Annotated in this window: 14 protein-coding genes; 13 read left to right on the forward strand and 1 reads right to left on the reverse strand. The window is 71.8% G+C overall.

Translation table 11 applies throughout. The features are described 5' to 3' along the window. Positions 1 to 4 precede the first annotated feature (4 nt). From AC07AG_RS03385 to AC07AG_RS03435, 11 genes are all read left to right on the forward strand, one after another. On the forward strand, positions 5 to 1,627 hold the full coding sequence (locus AC07AG_RS03385) for an MFS transporter (protein ID WP_478751334.1): 1,623 nt from the start codon (positions 5 to 7) through the stop codon (positions 1,625 to 1,627). A gap of 87 nt (positions 1,628 to 1,714) precedes the next feature. Continuing rightward, the gene (locus AC07AG_RS03390; RefSeq protein ID WP_478751336.1) at positions 1,715 to 2,209 is read left to right on the forward strand and encodes an SRPBCC family protein; all 495 of its coding nucleotides are present in this window, start codon (positions 1,715 to 1,717) and stop codon (positions 2,207 to 2,209) included. A gap of 63 nt (positions 2,210 to 2,272) precedes the next feature. Then, complete coding sequence (locus AC07AG_RS03395; RefSeq protein WP_478751338.1) at positions 2,273 to 3,136, forward strand: class I SAM-dependent methyltransferase; 864 nt, start codon at positions 2,273 to 2,275, stop codon at positions 3,134 to 3,136. Next, entirely contained in the window at positions 3,133 to 3,819 is a 687-nt protein-coding gene (locus tag AC07AG_RS03400) for a GNAT family N-acetyltransferase (RefSeq protein WP_478751340.1), read from the forward strand. The genes AC07AG_RS03395 and AC07AG_RS03400 overlap by 4 nt, the downstream gene beginning before the upstream one ends. A 131-nt stretch (positions 3,820 to 3,950) precedes the next feature. Continuing rightward, entirely contained in the window at positions 3,951 to 6,842 is a 2,892-nt protein-coding gene (locus AC07AG_RS03405) for a Na+/H+ antiporter subunit A (protein ID WP_478751342.1), read from the forward strand. After that, positions 6,839 to 7,414 (forward strand): Na(+)/H(+) antiporter subunit C, encoded by a 576-nt coding sequence (locus tag AC07AG_RS03410; RefSeq protein ID WP_478751344.1) that lies wholly within the window; start codon positions 6,839 to 6,841, stop codon positions 7,412 to 7,414. Before AC07AG_RS03405 ends, AC07AG_RS03410 begins: the two co-directional genes overlap by 4 nt. Next, entirely contained in the window at positions 7,411 to 9,018 is a 1,608-nt protein-coding gene (locus AC07AG_RS03415) for a Na+/H+ antiporter subunit D (RefSeq protein WP_478751346.1), read from the forward strand. Before AC07AG_RS03410 ends, AC07AG_RS03415 begins: the two co-directional genes overlap by 4 nt. Further along, complete coding sequence (locus tag AC07AG_RS03420; RefSeq protein WP_478751348.1) at positions 9,015 to 9,599, forward strand: Na+/H+ antiporter subunit E; 585 nt, start codon at positions 9,015 to 9,017, stop codon at positions 9,597 to 9,599. Before AC07AG_RS03415 ends, AC07AG_RS03420 begins: the two co-directional genes overlap by 4 nt. Continuing rightward, entirely contained in the window at positions 9,596 to 9,916 is a 321-nt protein-coding gene (locus tag AC07AG_RS03425; RefSeq protein WP_478751350.1) for an MrpF/PhaF family protein, read from the forward strand. The genes AC07AG_RS03420 and AC07AG_RS03425 overlap by 4 nt, the downstream gene beginning before the upstream one ends. After that, positions 9,913 to 10,269: a monovalent cation/H(+) antiporter subunit G gene (gene mnhG, locus AC07AG_RS03430; RefSeq protein WP_478751352.1), complete on the forward strand. Its 357-nt coding sequence runs from the start codon at positions 9,913 to 9,915 to the stop codon at positions 10,267 to 10,269. The genes AC07AG_RS03425 and mnhG overlap by 4 nt, the downstream gene beginning before the upstream one ends. Before the next feature lie 51 nt (positions 10,270 to 10,320). Continuing rightward, positions 10,321 to 11,451, forward strand: coding sequence for a winged helix DNA-binding domain-containing protein (locus tag AC07AG_RS03435; RefSeq protein WP_478751354.1), 1,131 nt, complete (start codon positions 10,321 to 10,323; stop codon positions 11,449 to 11,451). Between the two features lie 14 nt (positions 11,452 to 11,465). Here the strand turns inward: AC07AG_RS03435 and AC07AG_RS03440 are convergent, their stop codons facing one another. Then, on the reverse strand, positions 11,466 to 12,296 hold the full coding sequence (locus AC07AG_RS03440) for a helix-turn-helix domain-containing protein (protein ID WP_478751356.1): 831 nt from the start codon (positions 12,294 to 12,296) through the stop codon (positions 11,466 to 11,468). A 102-nt stretch (positions 12,297 to 12,398) separates the two neighbouring features. Here AC07AG_RS03440 and AC07AG_RS03445 point away from each other — a divergent pair, with 102 nt between their 5' ends. After that, positions 12,399 to 13,181, forward strand: a complete 783-nt coding sequence (locus tag AC07AG_RS03445) for an SDR family oxidoreductase (RefSeq protein ID WP_478751358.1) — start codon at positions 12,399 to 12,401, stop codon at positions 13,179 to 13,181. A 111-nt stretch (positions 13,182 to 13,292) separates the two neighbouring features. Then, positions 13,293 to 14,687 (forward strand): SMI1/KNR4 family protein, encoded by a 1,395-nt coding sequence (locus tag AC07AG_RS03450; RefSeq protein ID WP_478751360.1) that lies wholly within the window; start codon positions 13,293 to 13,295, stop codon positions 14,685 to 14,687. Positions 14,688 to 14,704: the final 17 nt, after the last annotated feature.

Here is a 14,704-nt window from a genome sequence, read left to right on the forward strand (position 1 = left end):
ACCCATGAGTACGAACCAGCCCCCACAGCTGAGTGCCGCTGATCCCGGCGGCGCACCCGGCGAGGGCGTACCGGACGCGCGCAGGCGCCGCACCATCCTGATCGCCGTCTGCATCGCCTTGATGGCCGTGATCGCCTCGGTGTCCGGGCTGAACGTCGCCCAGCCCGACCTCGCCGTCTCCTTCGGGGCCTCGCAGAGCACCATCTTGTGGATCATCAACATCTACACGCTCAGTCTGGCCGCCCTGCTCCTGCCCCTGGGCGCGCTCGGCGACCGCTGGGGCCGCAAGCCCATGCTGCTCGCGGGACTGGTCCTCTTCGGTGTCGCCAACGTGGTGGCCGGCCTCGCGTCGTCGGCCGAAGTCATGCTGGCCGCACGCCTGTTCAGCGGCGTCGGCGCGGCGATGATCATGCCGGTCACCCTGGCCGTCATCACCTCCACGTTCCCCAAGGAAGAGCGCGGCCGGGCGATCGGCGTGTGGACCGGCGTCGCCGGAGGCGGCGGCATCCTGGGCATGTTCCTCTCCGCCGCCCTGGTCGACGTGGCGAGCTGGCGCTGGCTGTTCGTCCTGCCCGTCGCGCTGGTCGTCGTGGCCTTCGCCATGGCGGTGCGGTCCGTTCCCGACTCCCGCGAGAAGTCCCGGCACGCTTTCGACACCGTCGGCGCTCTGACCTCCGTCGTCGCGGTGGTCGCGCTCATCTTCGTCCTGCAGGAGGGCCCCGAGCGCGGCTGGACCTCGCCCGTGACCCTGCTCGGCCTCGCCGTCGGTGTCATCGCCGCCGTCGGCTTCGTGGCCTGGGAACTGCGCCGCGGGGATGGCGCGCTCCTGGACGTGCGCCTGTTCGGCGAGCGCTCGCTGGCCGGCGGCTCGATCACGCTCCTGGCGGTCTTCGGTGTCCAGGCGGGCATCTTCGTGGTCCTCTTCCCCTTCCTCCAGGCCGTGCTCGGCTGGTCGGGCCTGCTGTCCACGCTGGCGCTGATGCCCATGGCCGTGCTGATGATGATGACCTCGGGCCTGGCCCCCAGGCTGGCCGCCCGCATCGGCGCCCGCGCCACCATGGCGGCGGGGATCCTGTTGGCCGGCGCCGGTCTGGCGCTCATGGCCGCCTTCGTCTCCGTGGACGGCGGCTACCTCTCCGTCCTTCCCGGCATGCTCGCCATGGGGGCGGGCATGGGCCTGTCGATGACTCCCTCGACCGAGGCCATCACCAGCTCCCTGCCGCGTGAGCGCCAGGGTGTCGCCTCCGCACTCAATGACGTCACCCGGGAGTTCGGTACAGCGCTGGGCGTCGCCCTGCTCGGCGCACTGCTGTCCTCCGGCTACCGCAGCGCCATCGACTCCCGGCTCGAAGACCTTCCCCGGGGAGCCGGCGACACCGCACGCGAAGGCGTCGCCAACGCCATCGGGGCCGCGGACGGAGCCGGTGCCCACGGCCAGGAGCTGATCCGTGCGGCCCAGGAGTCGTTCGTCGACGGCTGGCAGCAGGCCATGTGGGCGGGCGTCGCCGTCATGGCCGTGCTGTTCCTGTACGTCGTGGCGCGAGGACCGCAGGGCGGGGGCGGCACGGCTGCGGGTTCCGACGACACGACCGATGAGTTCCGCATCGCCGCATCGTCTGCACGGTGAGGACGTTTTCCTTCCGCGAGGACGTTCGCCTCCCCGCCCGTGGGAGGCGCCTGAGCTGACGACGAGATGACAAGGAGCGTGGACTCCGTGGACCAGGAGAACGTGAGCGCCACCCTGACCGTGGCCGCGCCCGCCGAGAGGGTGTTCGCGGTCCTTGCGGACCCGACGGCCCATGCTTCGATCGATGGCACCGGCTGGGTCCGGAAAGCCGCCGACCGGGCGCCGCTGACCGAGGTGGGGCAGATCTTCCGGATGGGCATGTACCACGCTGACCATCCGGACGGTGATTACCAGGTGGCCAACAAGGTCCAGGTGCTCGACCCGCCGCGCGCCATCGGCTGGCTGACGGGGGAGGAGAAGGCGGACGGCCACCTGGAGTTCGGCGGCTGGACCTGGCGTTACGACCTGGTGCCGCTCGGCCCGTCCGAGACCGAGGTCACGCTCACGTACGACTGGTCGGCGGTCCCGCAGTACATCCGGGAGTACCTCCGGTTCCCGCCGTTCGGCCCCGAGCATCTCCCCAAGTCGCTGCATCACCTTGCCGAGCTCGTCCCCGGTGGGAAATCCCAACTGAAGGAGTGATCTATGCGCTCGGAGGAGTGACGCTCCTTGCTGGGCCACCGCCCGTGTTGTGACCATCGCCGGATGGACGGACAGAAGCGGAAGGCCCAGCTGGATGGCGTCGCCGAGACGACGCTATGGACGTTGCACCACCGCGCTCTGGCCGCGAAGGACCCTGGCTCGGCACTGCTCGACCCGAAGGCGATCGAGGTGATCGACGCTGTCGACTACCCCTTCGAGCGGCGGTTCGGCACCGGCAACTGGGGCTATGCGCAAGGGATGGCCGTACGCGCGCGCTGTTACGACCGGGAGGTGCGCCGCTTCCTCAGGGACCACCCGGACGGCACGGTCGTCTCGCTCGGAGAGGGCCTTGAGACGCAGTTCTGGCGGGTGGACAACGGCAGGGTGCACTGGCTCGGGGTCGATCTGCCCGAGGTCGCGGCGCTGCGGAAGCGGCTGCTGCCGGACGCGCCGCGCCACCGCACGCTGCCCTGTTCGGCCACCGACGCACGGTGGATGGACGAGGTCGACGCCTCGCGCGGGGTGCTGATCCTCGCCCAGGGGATGCTGATGTATCTCCCGCGGGACGTGGTTCACCGGCTCATCGAGGGGTGCGCCGCCCGCTTTCCCGGAGCGGAGCTGGTCTTCGACACCCCGCCCGCCTGGATGGCCGCCCGCACCGAACGGGGCCGGTGGAAGTACCCCGCCGGGTACCGGCCGCCGCCGATGCTCTGGGGGATGACACCGGCGGAACAGCGGAAGCTGCGCGCGGTGCACCCGAACGTCGCCGCCGTGCGAGCGGTGCGCGAACCCCGGGGCCGGGGCTTCCTCTGCGGATGGCTCCTGCCTCTGGCCAGCCTTCTCCCTGTGGCCCGCACGCGCAGACCACTCTGGGTCACGCGCGTGTCGTTCGGCCCGACGAAACATCACCAAGGAGTCAGCAGATGACGGATCGCCTGGAAGCCGAGCGGGAGCAAGCCCCCCTGTGGGGGCCGCGAGAGCCGCGCCAGGCGCTGCTCGATGAACGGCCACCGCCCGTCTCGGAACAGCGTTCCGTGCTCATCGAAGGCGCCACGCTGCGACTACGGGAATTCCTGCCCAGCGATGTCGAGGGCGTACTCGGCATCTTCGGCGACCCCCGCACGACCCGTGAGTTCGGCATGCCGCCCTTCCGGCGCACCGACGCAGCGGCACTGGTCGAGCAGGCCAGGGCGGGTGCGCGGCGCACTCCGCGCTCGCACTACCGCCTCGGCGTCAGCGAGATCGCCACGGGCGAGTTGATCGGCTCGGCGAAGCTGATCGTCGAGGACCAGTCGGGCGAAGGCGGAATGGTCCGCGTCGGCTACCGCAGCGCGGAGGTGGGCCTGGCGCTGCGCGCCGATCGGGTCAGCGTGGGCCACAGCGTCGAGATCGGCTTCCTGCTGGGCGTCCTTGGCTTCGACCGGCTCGGACTGCACCGCGTCTGGTCGGGATTCATGCCGTCCAACATCGCCGCGCAACGGGCCATCGAGAAGGCCGGCATGGTCCGGGAGGGACGGCTGCGGCACTACGGCCACGTCGACGGTGTATGGCACGACATCGTCCAGTACTCCATTCTCGAGGACGACTGGAAGGCCCTGCGCGGCCACTGATGACGTGCGACTGACGTGCGGCGGCGCCTGCCGCACGGGCAGCTGTCGCTGCGCCCCCGGGAGTTGTGCCGCGCCACCGCCGCTCGGCGCGCCCACCCTATATGTCTCTTACTTGCCGATATGCATGACCCATGACCGTTTTGGTCCTGGCCCACTTCGTCGTCGCGCTCTGCGCCGCCCCGCTCGTCCGCCGCTTCGGCCCGCGCGCCTTCGTCGGGCTCGCGCTGCCGCCCGCGGCAGCCCTCGCCTGGGCACTCTGCCAGTGGGGCACGCTCACCGGCGGCGGAACGCGTGACGAGGCGTGGACGTGGATCGAGGCGTACGACGTCGACGTGGCGTTCCGGCTCGACGCGCTGTCCCTGGTGATGGTGCTGCTCGCCGCCGGGATCGGGGCGCTCGTGCTGCTGTACTGCGTGAGCTACTTCGCCCCGGGGACACGGCAGTTGGGGGCGTTCGGCGGGAACCTCCTGGCCTTCGCCGGAGCGATGCTGGGGCTCGTCCTCGCCGACGACCTGATGATCCTGTATCTCTTCTGGGAACTGACGACCGTCCTGTCCTTCCTCCTGATCGGGTACGACAGCGAGAAGCGGGCCGGCCGCCGCTCCGCGCTGCAGGCCCTGATGGTGACCTCGGTGGGCGGACTCGCCATGTTCGTCGGATTCCTGATGCTGGGTCACGCGGCAGGCACGTACCGGATCTCCCGGATCCTGGACTCGCCGCCCGAGGCCAGCGGCACGCTCTCGGCCGCGCTGGTCCTGATCCTGGCCGGGGCGATCGCCAAGTCGGCGGTGTGGCCGCTGAGTCTGTGGCTGCCGAACGCGATGGCCGCGCCCACCCCGGTCAGCGCCTATCTGCACGCGGCGGCGATGGTGAAGGCGGGCGTGTACCTGGTGGCGCGCCTCGCCCCCGCGTTCGCGGACGTCGCGCCGTGGCGGCCGGTGCTCCTGACGCTGGGCACGGCGACGATGCTGCTCGGCGGCTGGCGCGCGCTGCGCCTGAACGACCTCAAGCTCGTGCTCGCCTACGGGACCGTCAGCCAACTCGGCTTCCTGATCGTGCTCGCGGGGGACGGCACCTACAACACCGCGCTCGCGGCCATCGCGATGATCCTGGGGCACGCCCTGTTCAAGGCACCGCTGTTCCTGGTGACCGGGATCGTCGATCACGCGGCGGGGACACGCGATCTGCGGCGGCTCTCCGGTGTGGGGCGGTCGCTGCCCTGGGTGGCCGCGGTCGCCGCCGTCGCGGGCGCGTCGATGGTCGCGCTGGTGCCGCTGCTCGGTTTCGTCGCGAAGGAGGCCGCGTTCGAGGCCCTGCTGCACGGCAGCGTCGCCGAACAGTGGGTGCTCGCCCTGATCGTGGTCGGCTCCGCGCTCACCACCGCGTACACACTGCGCTTCCTGTGGGGCGCGTTCGCCCGCAAGCCGGGGCTCGCCGACACCGCCGTGCACCGCGTCGGTCCCGCCTTCCTCGCGCCGCCCGCCGTGCTCGCCGTCGGCTCCCTGCTGCTCGGCCCGGGGGTCGGGTGGGTGGTACCTCTCTTCGAGGCGTACGCGGCGCAGTACCCCGTCCCTCCGCACCCCTACCACCTCGCGCTGTGGCACGGTTTCGGGCCCGCGCTCGGTCTGTCCGCGCTCGCCTGGGTGGGCGGCGCGGCGCTGTTCGTGGGCCGCGACGGGGTGGTGCGCCTCGGGCGGCGGCTCGCGTGGCCGAAGGCGGACGAGGGGTTCGGGCGGATCGTGCTCGGCGTGGAGCGGACGGCCTTGCAGGTGACGGGCGCGGTGCAGAAGGGATCACTGCCCGCGTACGTGGCCACCATCCTGGCCGTCATGCTCGCCGGGCTCGTCGCGGTCCTCGTCACGGACCGGCCCTGGCACGGCGCCCCCGCACCTCGCGTCTGGGACACCCCGTGGCAAGCCGCGGTCGCCGCGCTGACCTGCGCCTGCGCCCTGATGTGCCTGACCGTGCAACGCCGCATGAAGGCGGCCGTGCTCGCGGGCCTTACCGGGTACGGCACGGCGCTGCTCTACGTCGTCCAGGGCGCACCGGACCTGGCGCTCACGCAGTTCGGCGTGGAGACCGTGTCGACCGTGGTCCTGGTCCTCGTCCTGCGGCGGCTGCCGGTGCACTTCGGGGAGACGGCGCGGTCCTGGCGCCGCGTGGCCAGTCTGCTGCTCGCGCTCGGCAGCAGCGTCGTGGTCGCCTGCGCGGTGTGGCTCGCGGCGGCCGCGCGGACAGCGGATCCGGCCGGAGCGGCGATGACCGAGGAGACCGCGCACCACGGCCTGAAGGACGTCGTGGCGACGATCCTGGTGGACTTCCGGGCCTGGGACACGATGGGCGAGTCGGCCGTCCTCGCCGTCGCCGTCCTGGGCGTGACGAGCCTGCTGTACGTACACCGCAGACAGGGGCCGACACCGGGGGCGCCACCCGCACTGCCCGGCGGCGTGACCGCCTGGTCGCTGGCGGCGCCCGCCATCCAGGTGCCGCTCAAGTACCGCCAGACCGCGCCCGAACGCAGCTGGCTGATGGCCGGTGACACGCTCGCGCCCGAACACCGTTCCGTCGTCTTCGAGGTGATCGCCCGCCTCGTCTTCCACCCGATCCTGATGCTGTCGGTGTATCTGCTGCTGTGCGCGGAGAACCTGCCGGGCGGCGGCTTCGTCGGCGGGCTCGTCGCGGGCGTGGCCCTGATGATCCGTTACCTGGCGGGCGGGCGCCACGAGTTGGAGGCCGCGGCCCCGGTCCATCCCGGCTTCTTCACCGGTCTCGGCCTGGCCCTGTCCACCGGCGTCGCGCTCCTGGGTCTCGCCGACGGGACCGTGCTGCACGCCTGGACCTGGCACGGGCATCTGCCGCTCATCGGGGACTGGCACATGGGCACCGCGGTCCTCTTCGACCTGGGGGTGTATCTGCTGGTCCTCGGCGTGGTCCTCGACGTCGTCCGCGCCCTCGGATCGAAGATCGACCAGCAGACGGAGCACAGGGCCGGGCTCGCGCTCGCCGGGGCGGGGGAGCGGTGACCGTCAGCCTGAGTCTGCTGGTCTGCGCCGTCGTCCTGACCGCCGTCGGCGGGGTGCTCATCCACACGCGCAGTCTGACCCGGGTGCTCATCGGGGTCATCGTGTGCGGCAACGGCGTCAATCTGTTCGTCCTCACCACCACAGGGCGGGCCGGAGTTCCGCCGCTGCTCTACCCCGGCGTCCCCCACACCCGGGTCACCGATCCGCTGCCCCAGGCCATCGTGCTGACCGCCGTCGTCATCACCCTGGCCACCACGGCGTTCGTGCTCGCCATGGTCTACCGCAGCAGCCAGCTGACCGGCTCCGACTTCGTGCCGGACGACGTGGAGGACCGGCGTGTCGTCCTGCGCGCGGAGATCGCGGAGGAGCGCGCCGAACTGCGCGAACTGCACCGCGGCGAGGGGCCGCGCGCCTGGCGCGACGAACGCCGCGAGCAGCGCCGCAGGGTGCGCGCCGAGCGTGCCTTTCAGGCCCGCGCCCGGGACGCCACCGGTGACCTGTGGGACGACATCCTCGGCGCGGACCCGCCCCGACCGCCAAGCCCCGTACGGCAGGAGAACGACCCCCGGTGAACGCCCTCGTCCCGCTGCCCGTCGTGCTGCCGCTGACCGCGTGCGGCCTGAGCCTGTTCATCGGGCCCCGGCTGCGCATGCTGCACCGGCTGATCGGCATCGGCGTCCTGGCCGCCGTCCTCGCCGTCGACATCGTCCTCCTCGTCGAGGCCGACCGCGGCGGCCCGCTCGTCGTCCACCTCGGCGACTTCGCCCCGCCGCTCGGGGTGACGCTGGTCGCCGACCGGCTCGCCGCGCTGATGCTGACCGTGTCCGGCGCCGTCACCCTGATCGTCCTGATCTACGCCCTGGGCCAGGACATGGTCGACCGCGAGGAGCGCGCTCCGATCGCCGTCTTCCACCCTGCCTACCTGGTCCTGGTCTCCGGGGTGTCGCTCACGTTCCTCGCCGGCGACCTCGTGAACCTCTACGTCGGCTTCGAGATCATGCTGATGGCCAGCTTCGTGCTGCTCACGGTGGGCGGCACCGAACCGCGCCTGCGGGCCGGTTCGACGTATGTCGTCGTCTCCCTCGTCTCGTCGCTCGTGTTCCTGGCGGGCATCGCGGTCGCCTACGCGGCCTGCGGCACCGCCAACTTCGCGCAGCTCGCCGTCCGCCTGGCCGAACTGCCCCTCGGTGTACGGACATTGATCGAGGCGTTGCTCCTCACCGTGTTCGGGGTCAAGGCCGCCGCCTTCCCGGTGGCCGCCTGGCTGCCCGACTCCTATCCGACCGCGCCCGCCCCGGTGACGGCCGTCTTCGCGGGGCTGCTCACCAAGGTCGGCGTGTACTCGATACTGCGCGCCGAGACCCTGCTGTTCCCCGGCAACCGGCTCTCCACCCTGCTGATGGCCGTGGCGTTCGCGTCCCTGCTGATCGGCATCCTCGGAGCGGTGGCCCAGACCGACCTCAAGCGGCTGCTTTCCTTCACGCTCGTCAGCCACATCGGCTTCATGCTCTTCGGGCTCGCGCTCGGCAGCCGGGGCGGCATCGGCGGCGCCATCGTCTACACGGCGCACCACATCACCGTACAGACGACGCTGTTCCTGGCCGCGGGGCTGCTCGAAAGGCGTTATGGGACAACGGAGTTGACCCGGCTGGGAGGCGCGGCACGCACCGCGCCCCTGCTGGCCGCCCTGTGGTTCGTGCCCGCCATGAACCTCGCCGGGATCCCACCGCTGTCCGGCTTCCTCGGCAAGCTGGGGCTCATGCGGGCGGGCGCGGCGGACGGCGGGGGCTACGCGTACGTGCTGCTCGGCGCCTGCGCCGTCGCCAGCCTCCTGACGCTCTACGTGATGGCCAAGGTGTGGAACCTGGCGTTCTGGCGGGCCGCACCCTCCCAACTCCCCCTGGAGGGAACCGTGTTGGAGGACATCGATGACGACGACGATTCCGTGGTCACCGTGGGCGCCGGGAATGGAGGCGCGGTGGTCGTCGTCCCCGCCGCCGTCTGCGTGCGCACCACGGCCCGCGTACCGCGCGTGATGATCGCCGCGACCATCGGTGCGGTGCTGCTCGGACTGTCCTACACCGTGCTCGCCACCCCCCTGACGGGTCTGGCCGACCGCTCGGCCGCCGAACTCCTGGCCAGGACCCCGTACATCACGGCGGTGCTCGGCCCGTGAGCTCTCCCGCCGACTCCAAGAGCCGCCCGCGCCGCCTCGACCTGTCCCTGATCGCCTGGCTCACGGTGATCTGGATGCTGCTGTGGTCGGGGCCGACCTGGGGCAACCTGGTCAGCGGCGTCCTGGTCGCCGTCGCGCTCTGTCTCGTCTTCCCGCTGCCGGCCGTCGACCTCGCGCTGCGCCTGCGACCGCTCGGCATCGTGCGCCTTGCCGGGTACCTGGTGTACGACATGGTGGCCTCCAGCGCCACGGTGACCCGCCAGGCGCTGAGCGGCCGCAGGCGCCCCGCCGCGGTCATCGCCGTCCAACTGCGGTGCCGCACCGACCTGATGATCGCCGCGACCGCCGTCGCCGTCTCCTGTGTGCCGGGTGGCGCCCTGATCGAGGTGAACGGCGCCACCGCCACCTTGTACCTGCACATGTCCGACGCCGACGACCGCGACGCGGTGCGCCGAACCCGCCGTGACGTGTGGCGACTCGAGGCCCTGGTCGTGCGGGCCTTCGGCACCCGTGACGAGATCGAGCGCGTGGCCGTGGACCCCGATCCGCAGCCTCCCGCAGGAAAGGACCCCCGGCCATGACCTCTCTGGACAACATCCTGCTCGACGCCGCCCTGGCGGTGATCCTGCTCGCGGGCGCACTCCTGCTGATCCGTATCCGGCGCGGCCCGTCCATGCTCGACCGCGCGGTGGGCGTCGATGTCGCGGCGGCGCTGATGGTGGCAGGGATCGGAGTACAGGCGGCCTCCACCCGCACCCGCTACTACCTGTCGATCATGCTGGTGATCGCCTTCCTCGGCTTCACCAGCTCGGTGGGCATCGCCCGCTTCATCGCCGTACGCGACCGCCCCACCCCGCGTCGCGTCCCTCGTCCCCTCCCGCCCAAGGAGGGCCCGTGACCACCTGGCACGAGGTGGCCGACCTGGCCGGCGCGGCCCTGCTCCTCCTCGGCGCCCTGGTCTGTCTGACCGGAGTCATCGGGCTGCTGCGCCTGCCGGATGTCCTCGCCCGGAGCAGCGCTGCGACCAACCCCCAGACGCTCGGCATCCTCCTGCTCACCGCGGGCGTCGCACTGCGGCTGCGCTCGTGGGCGGACCTGGGCACGCTCGCTCTGGTCGTGTTCTTCCAACTGCTGACCAACCCCGTCGCCGCGCACCTGGTGGCGCGCGTGGCCTACCGCACGGGACAGACCGGCGACTGCGCCCTGCTCTTCGACGAGCTCGCCGGGTCGGAGTCGGACCGGCGGAACTGAGGAGAAAACTGAGGAGAAAGGAGTGCGGGGAGGGCAGAATCCAGGACTGTGATGATCAGTGAGCGTGAACTCAACCGGGCGACCCTCAGCCGTCAACTGCTCCTGGAACGTGAGCCCTTGACCGTCCAGGACGGGGTGCGGCGGGTGGTCGCGCTCCAGGCGCAGCACCCGGCATCGCCGTATCTCGCCCTGTGGAACCGGCTCGCCGGTTTCGCCCCGGCCGAACTCGATGCCGCGTTCACCGCACGTTCAGTGGTCAAGGCGACCCTGATGCGCATCACGCTGCACGCCGTGCACGCCGAGGACTACCCCGTTTTCCGCTCGGCGCTGCAGCCCACGCTGTACGCCTCCCGGCTCGGTTCCCGATTCGCCGCCGCGGGGCTGAGTCCCGCGGATGCCGACGAACTGGTGCCGGAGTTGCTGGACTTCGCCCGCAGGCCGAGGACATCGGCGCAGATGCAGGCATGGGTCGAGGAGCGGTTCGGCGCCGAGAAGAAGGACGGGGCGTGGTGGGGGCTCAAGGGGTACGCGCCGTTGCACCATGCCCCGACGGACGCACCCTGGTCCTTCGGTGTCCGGCCGTCCTTCGTCGCAGCACCGGGCGGACCCGTGCCCACGGGCCGGGCAGTGGATCCTCCGGCGCTGCGGGCCCTGATCCTGCGCTATCTGGCGGGGTTCGGGCCCGCTTCGGTCGCGGACGTGGCGCAGTTCGCCATGGTGCAGAGAACACCCGTCCGTGCGGCGCTCCTTGGCATGGGGGACGCCGTCGAGCAGCTCCAGGGACCGGACGGGGGCACGCTGTTCGACATCCCGGGTGCTTCGCGGCCGCCCGCCGAAACCCCTGCTCCTCCCCGGCTCATGGCCATGTGGGACAGCGTTCTGCTGGCGTACGCCGACCGCGCCCGGGTGATACCCCCGGACTACCGCCCTTGGGTCATCCGGCGCAACGGCGACGTACTGCCCACCCTCCTGGTGGATGGTCATGTCGCCGGTGTGTGGCGCCCGGTCGACGGCGGTGTCGAGGCCACGGCCTTCCACCCGCTGAGCCCGGACACGTGGGACGGACTCGCCGAGGAGGCCCGGTCTCTGCGGTCCTTCCTCGGCGACCGCGAGGCGGCGGTCTACAGCCGCTACCACCACTGGTGGGCGAAGCTTCCCGAGGGCGAGGTACGCGTTCTGTAGTCGACCGCCACGGATCAGGACTCCCGGCGCGACGTCGCGGCCAGCGAGCCGAGGAGGGCGAGTGCCTCGCTGCTGGGCGAGGCCGGCTCCGCGTGGTAGACGACGAGTTCCTGGCCCGGGGCCGCGCGGACGTCGAAGGTCTGCATGGTCAGCGTCAGCGGCCCGACGTCGCGGTGCTCGAAGCTCTTGCGTTCCAGCGCCTTGCCGCGGGCGTCGTGGCGGGACCACAGGTCGGCGAAGTGCGGGCTCTGGTCCAGTAGTTCACCGAGCACGCGGCGCACCCGCGGGTCGTCGGGCGCCGTGCCGTGGCCGAGCCGGAAGCCGGCCACGGAGTTGCGCGCCACCTCGTACCAGTCGCGGTAGAAGGCACGGGCTTCCGGGTCGGTGAACACGACGTGCAGGAGGTTGCGCGAGTGCGCCCAGCCGTGGAAGAGCGCGTCGGCGATCGCGTTGGATGCCAGCACGTCGTACGCGCGGTTGTAGACGATCGCCGGGTTGTGCGGCCAGGCGTCCATGAGCGCCAGGAGGCTCGGCTCGACCCGGTCGGTCACCGCGGCGGCCCTGGTGCGTGGGCCGATGCCGGCGAGCCGGAACAAGTGCAGGCGGCCGTCCTCGTGCAGCCGCAGGGCTGCGGCCAGGGCGTCGAGCACCTGCGCGGAGGGCGTGCGCTCCCGGCCCTGTTCCAGGCGTACGTAATAGTCGGCGCTGACCCCGGCGAGCAGGGCCACCTCCTCGCGCCGCAGCCCCGGCACCCGGCGGTGCCCCGTGGAGGGGAGGTTCACGTCGGCCGGGGTGACGTGGGCGCGCCGGGCCGTGAGGTAGGCGCCGAGCTCTGAGCGTGCCATGCGGCCATCGTAGGCCGGGGTCCGCCGCTCTTCCTGGGTGCGCTGCACCCAGGAGGATGCCGCCTCTCCCGCGGGCCCCGCGGCCGGGCCAGTCTCAAGTCCATGACCACACAGCAAGCAGAACAAGCATCGGACAACGCCGCGTCGGCCGGCCGCAAGGTCGTCCTCGTCACCGGCGCGAGCAGCGGCATCGGCGCGGCCGTCGCCGCGCGACTCGTGGGGGAGGGACACCGAGTGGTGGCAGGTGCACGCCGCACCGACCGCCTGCGGGCCCTGGCGGAGAGCACGGCCGAGGCGGCCGCCCGCTCCGGGGGCAGCCTGCACCTCGTACAGCTGGACGTGACGGACCGCGCGGACGTCGCGGCCTTCGTCCAGGGCGCCCGCGAGCGGCATGGCCGCGTCGACGTCCTCGTCGCCAACGCCGGAGTCATGCCGCTGTCGCGGCTGGACTCGCTGCTCGTCGACGAGTGGGACCGGATGATCGACGTGAACGTCCGCGGCCTGCTGCACGCGGTCGCCGCGGCCCTGCCCGTCTTCACCGCGCAGGGCGCCGGACACTTCGTCACAGTCGCGAGCATCGGCGCCCATGAGGTCGTGCCCACCGCCGCCGTCTACTGCGCCACGAAGTACGCGGCCTGGGCGATCACCGAGGGACTGCGCCAGGAGTCCGACCCCTCGGTCCGGGTCACGACCGTCTCGCCGGGAGTGGTCGAATCCGAGCTCGCCGACACCATCACCGACACCAGCGCTGCCGAGGCCATGCGCGGCTACCGGGCCCACGCGATCGGGCCCGACGCCATCGCCGGAGCCGTCTCGTACGCCCTCGCGCAGCCGTCCGACATCGACGTCAACGAAATCGTCGTACGGCCCGTGCGCCAGCGCTGAATCCGCCGGAGAACCCCACCACCTCCGGCGCGACGAACGGCACTTGGCTGCCTGCCGGGGGTATGCGGCTCGGCTGCCCGCGTTGTCAGTGGCTCCGCGTACGGTCAGCGCATGGTTGATCAGCGTCCTTCCTTGCCCCCGGTGCTCGACTTCGCGACCTGGGAGCCCGTGCTGCGGCTTCTGCGGGACGGCCGGGCGCAGGAGGAGGCTGTCCCGGTCATCCGTGTGGGGGGACGGATCGGCAGGCAGAGCTGGAATCTGCCCCTGCGGCGACAGGACACGCGGGGCGAGACGGAGGCGGTCGAGCGGGTGCGTCAGGCGCTCGTGGACGCCGGTGTCGACGACATCTGGTTCACGGCGAAGATGTCGCCCGACGGGAAGAGCACCCTCCGCCTGCGCGGGGCCAGCCCTGCCGTGGAGTCCGACAGCGGCACCCCGCATCCGGCGCTCCTCCTGGTCGAGGGCGCCGTTCCGCAGCCCTGGCGCCGGGCCCCCGATCCGGTGCCCGCGGCGGTGCCCGCGCCTTCGGCGGATCCGGCTCTGCTGGAGCGGACGCTCCGTGAGCGGTTGCCCGACGCCATCGGCGCGACGCACGAGGAGATCGCCGCCGCGGAGGCGCGCCTCGGCGTCGCCCTGCCCGCGGAGCTCAAGGTGCTCTACCAGGTGACACGGGCACGGGGGGAGGACTGGGAGGGCCGGGAAGACCGGGAGGACGACGACGAGGCCGCGGAACGTGCCTGCGAGGCGGTCGGCTGCGAACTCTTCCCGTTGGACGAGTTGTACGTCGCCGACGCGTCCTCCCGTCCATGCCCTTGGGAGTTCGCGGCGATGGAAGCGGTCGTCACCCCGCCCGACGCCGCGGTGCAGGGCCTGGTCGGCTCGCCCGGCTGGATCGCCTTCGGGGACAACGGCGGTGGCGACCGGCTGGCGGTCGATCTGACACCCGGACCGTGCGGCCACATCGGGCAGATCATCATCCTCAGTCACGAGGGGAACATCGGCGCGGCCCTGGTCGCCGACTCGCTCACCGACCTGGTGCTGGACCGGCCCAGCGAGCGACGTGGCGACTCGGGCGGCGACCGGCCGCCGGCCGTGGCCCACGTCAATGTCCGAGGCGTGCCGAGCGTCGAGGCCGCCGCACACCCCGGTCTGGAGGTCCTGTCCATCGGCGTGTGGGACGGCGAGCCGCTCAGCCTCGCCCCGGTCACCGGGCTGCCCCGCCTGCGGACACTCGCCGCCTTTCCCGGCACGCTCGGCGATCCTCTGGAGATAGCCGAGCTCACGACGCTGGAGTACCTGGAGCTCGGCCCGGAGGAATGGCGCGTCCTGCTCGACGCGGGAGCCGTCCCGCGCAGCCTGTCGGCCGCCGTCATCAAGGTGCACGGCGACGCGGACCCGTTGCCCACCGTGGCCGTCGCCAACGAAATCCTCGCCCTCTGGGACCGGCCCCGGATCATCCGGGCCGTCCTCGAAGGCGGCCTTGGTCCTGCTTCCCTCATAGGCTGAATCCCGTACACGAAGGA

The organism is Streptomyces sp. NPDC044044 (assembly GCF_056434405.1).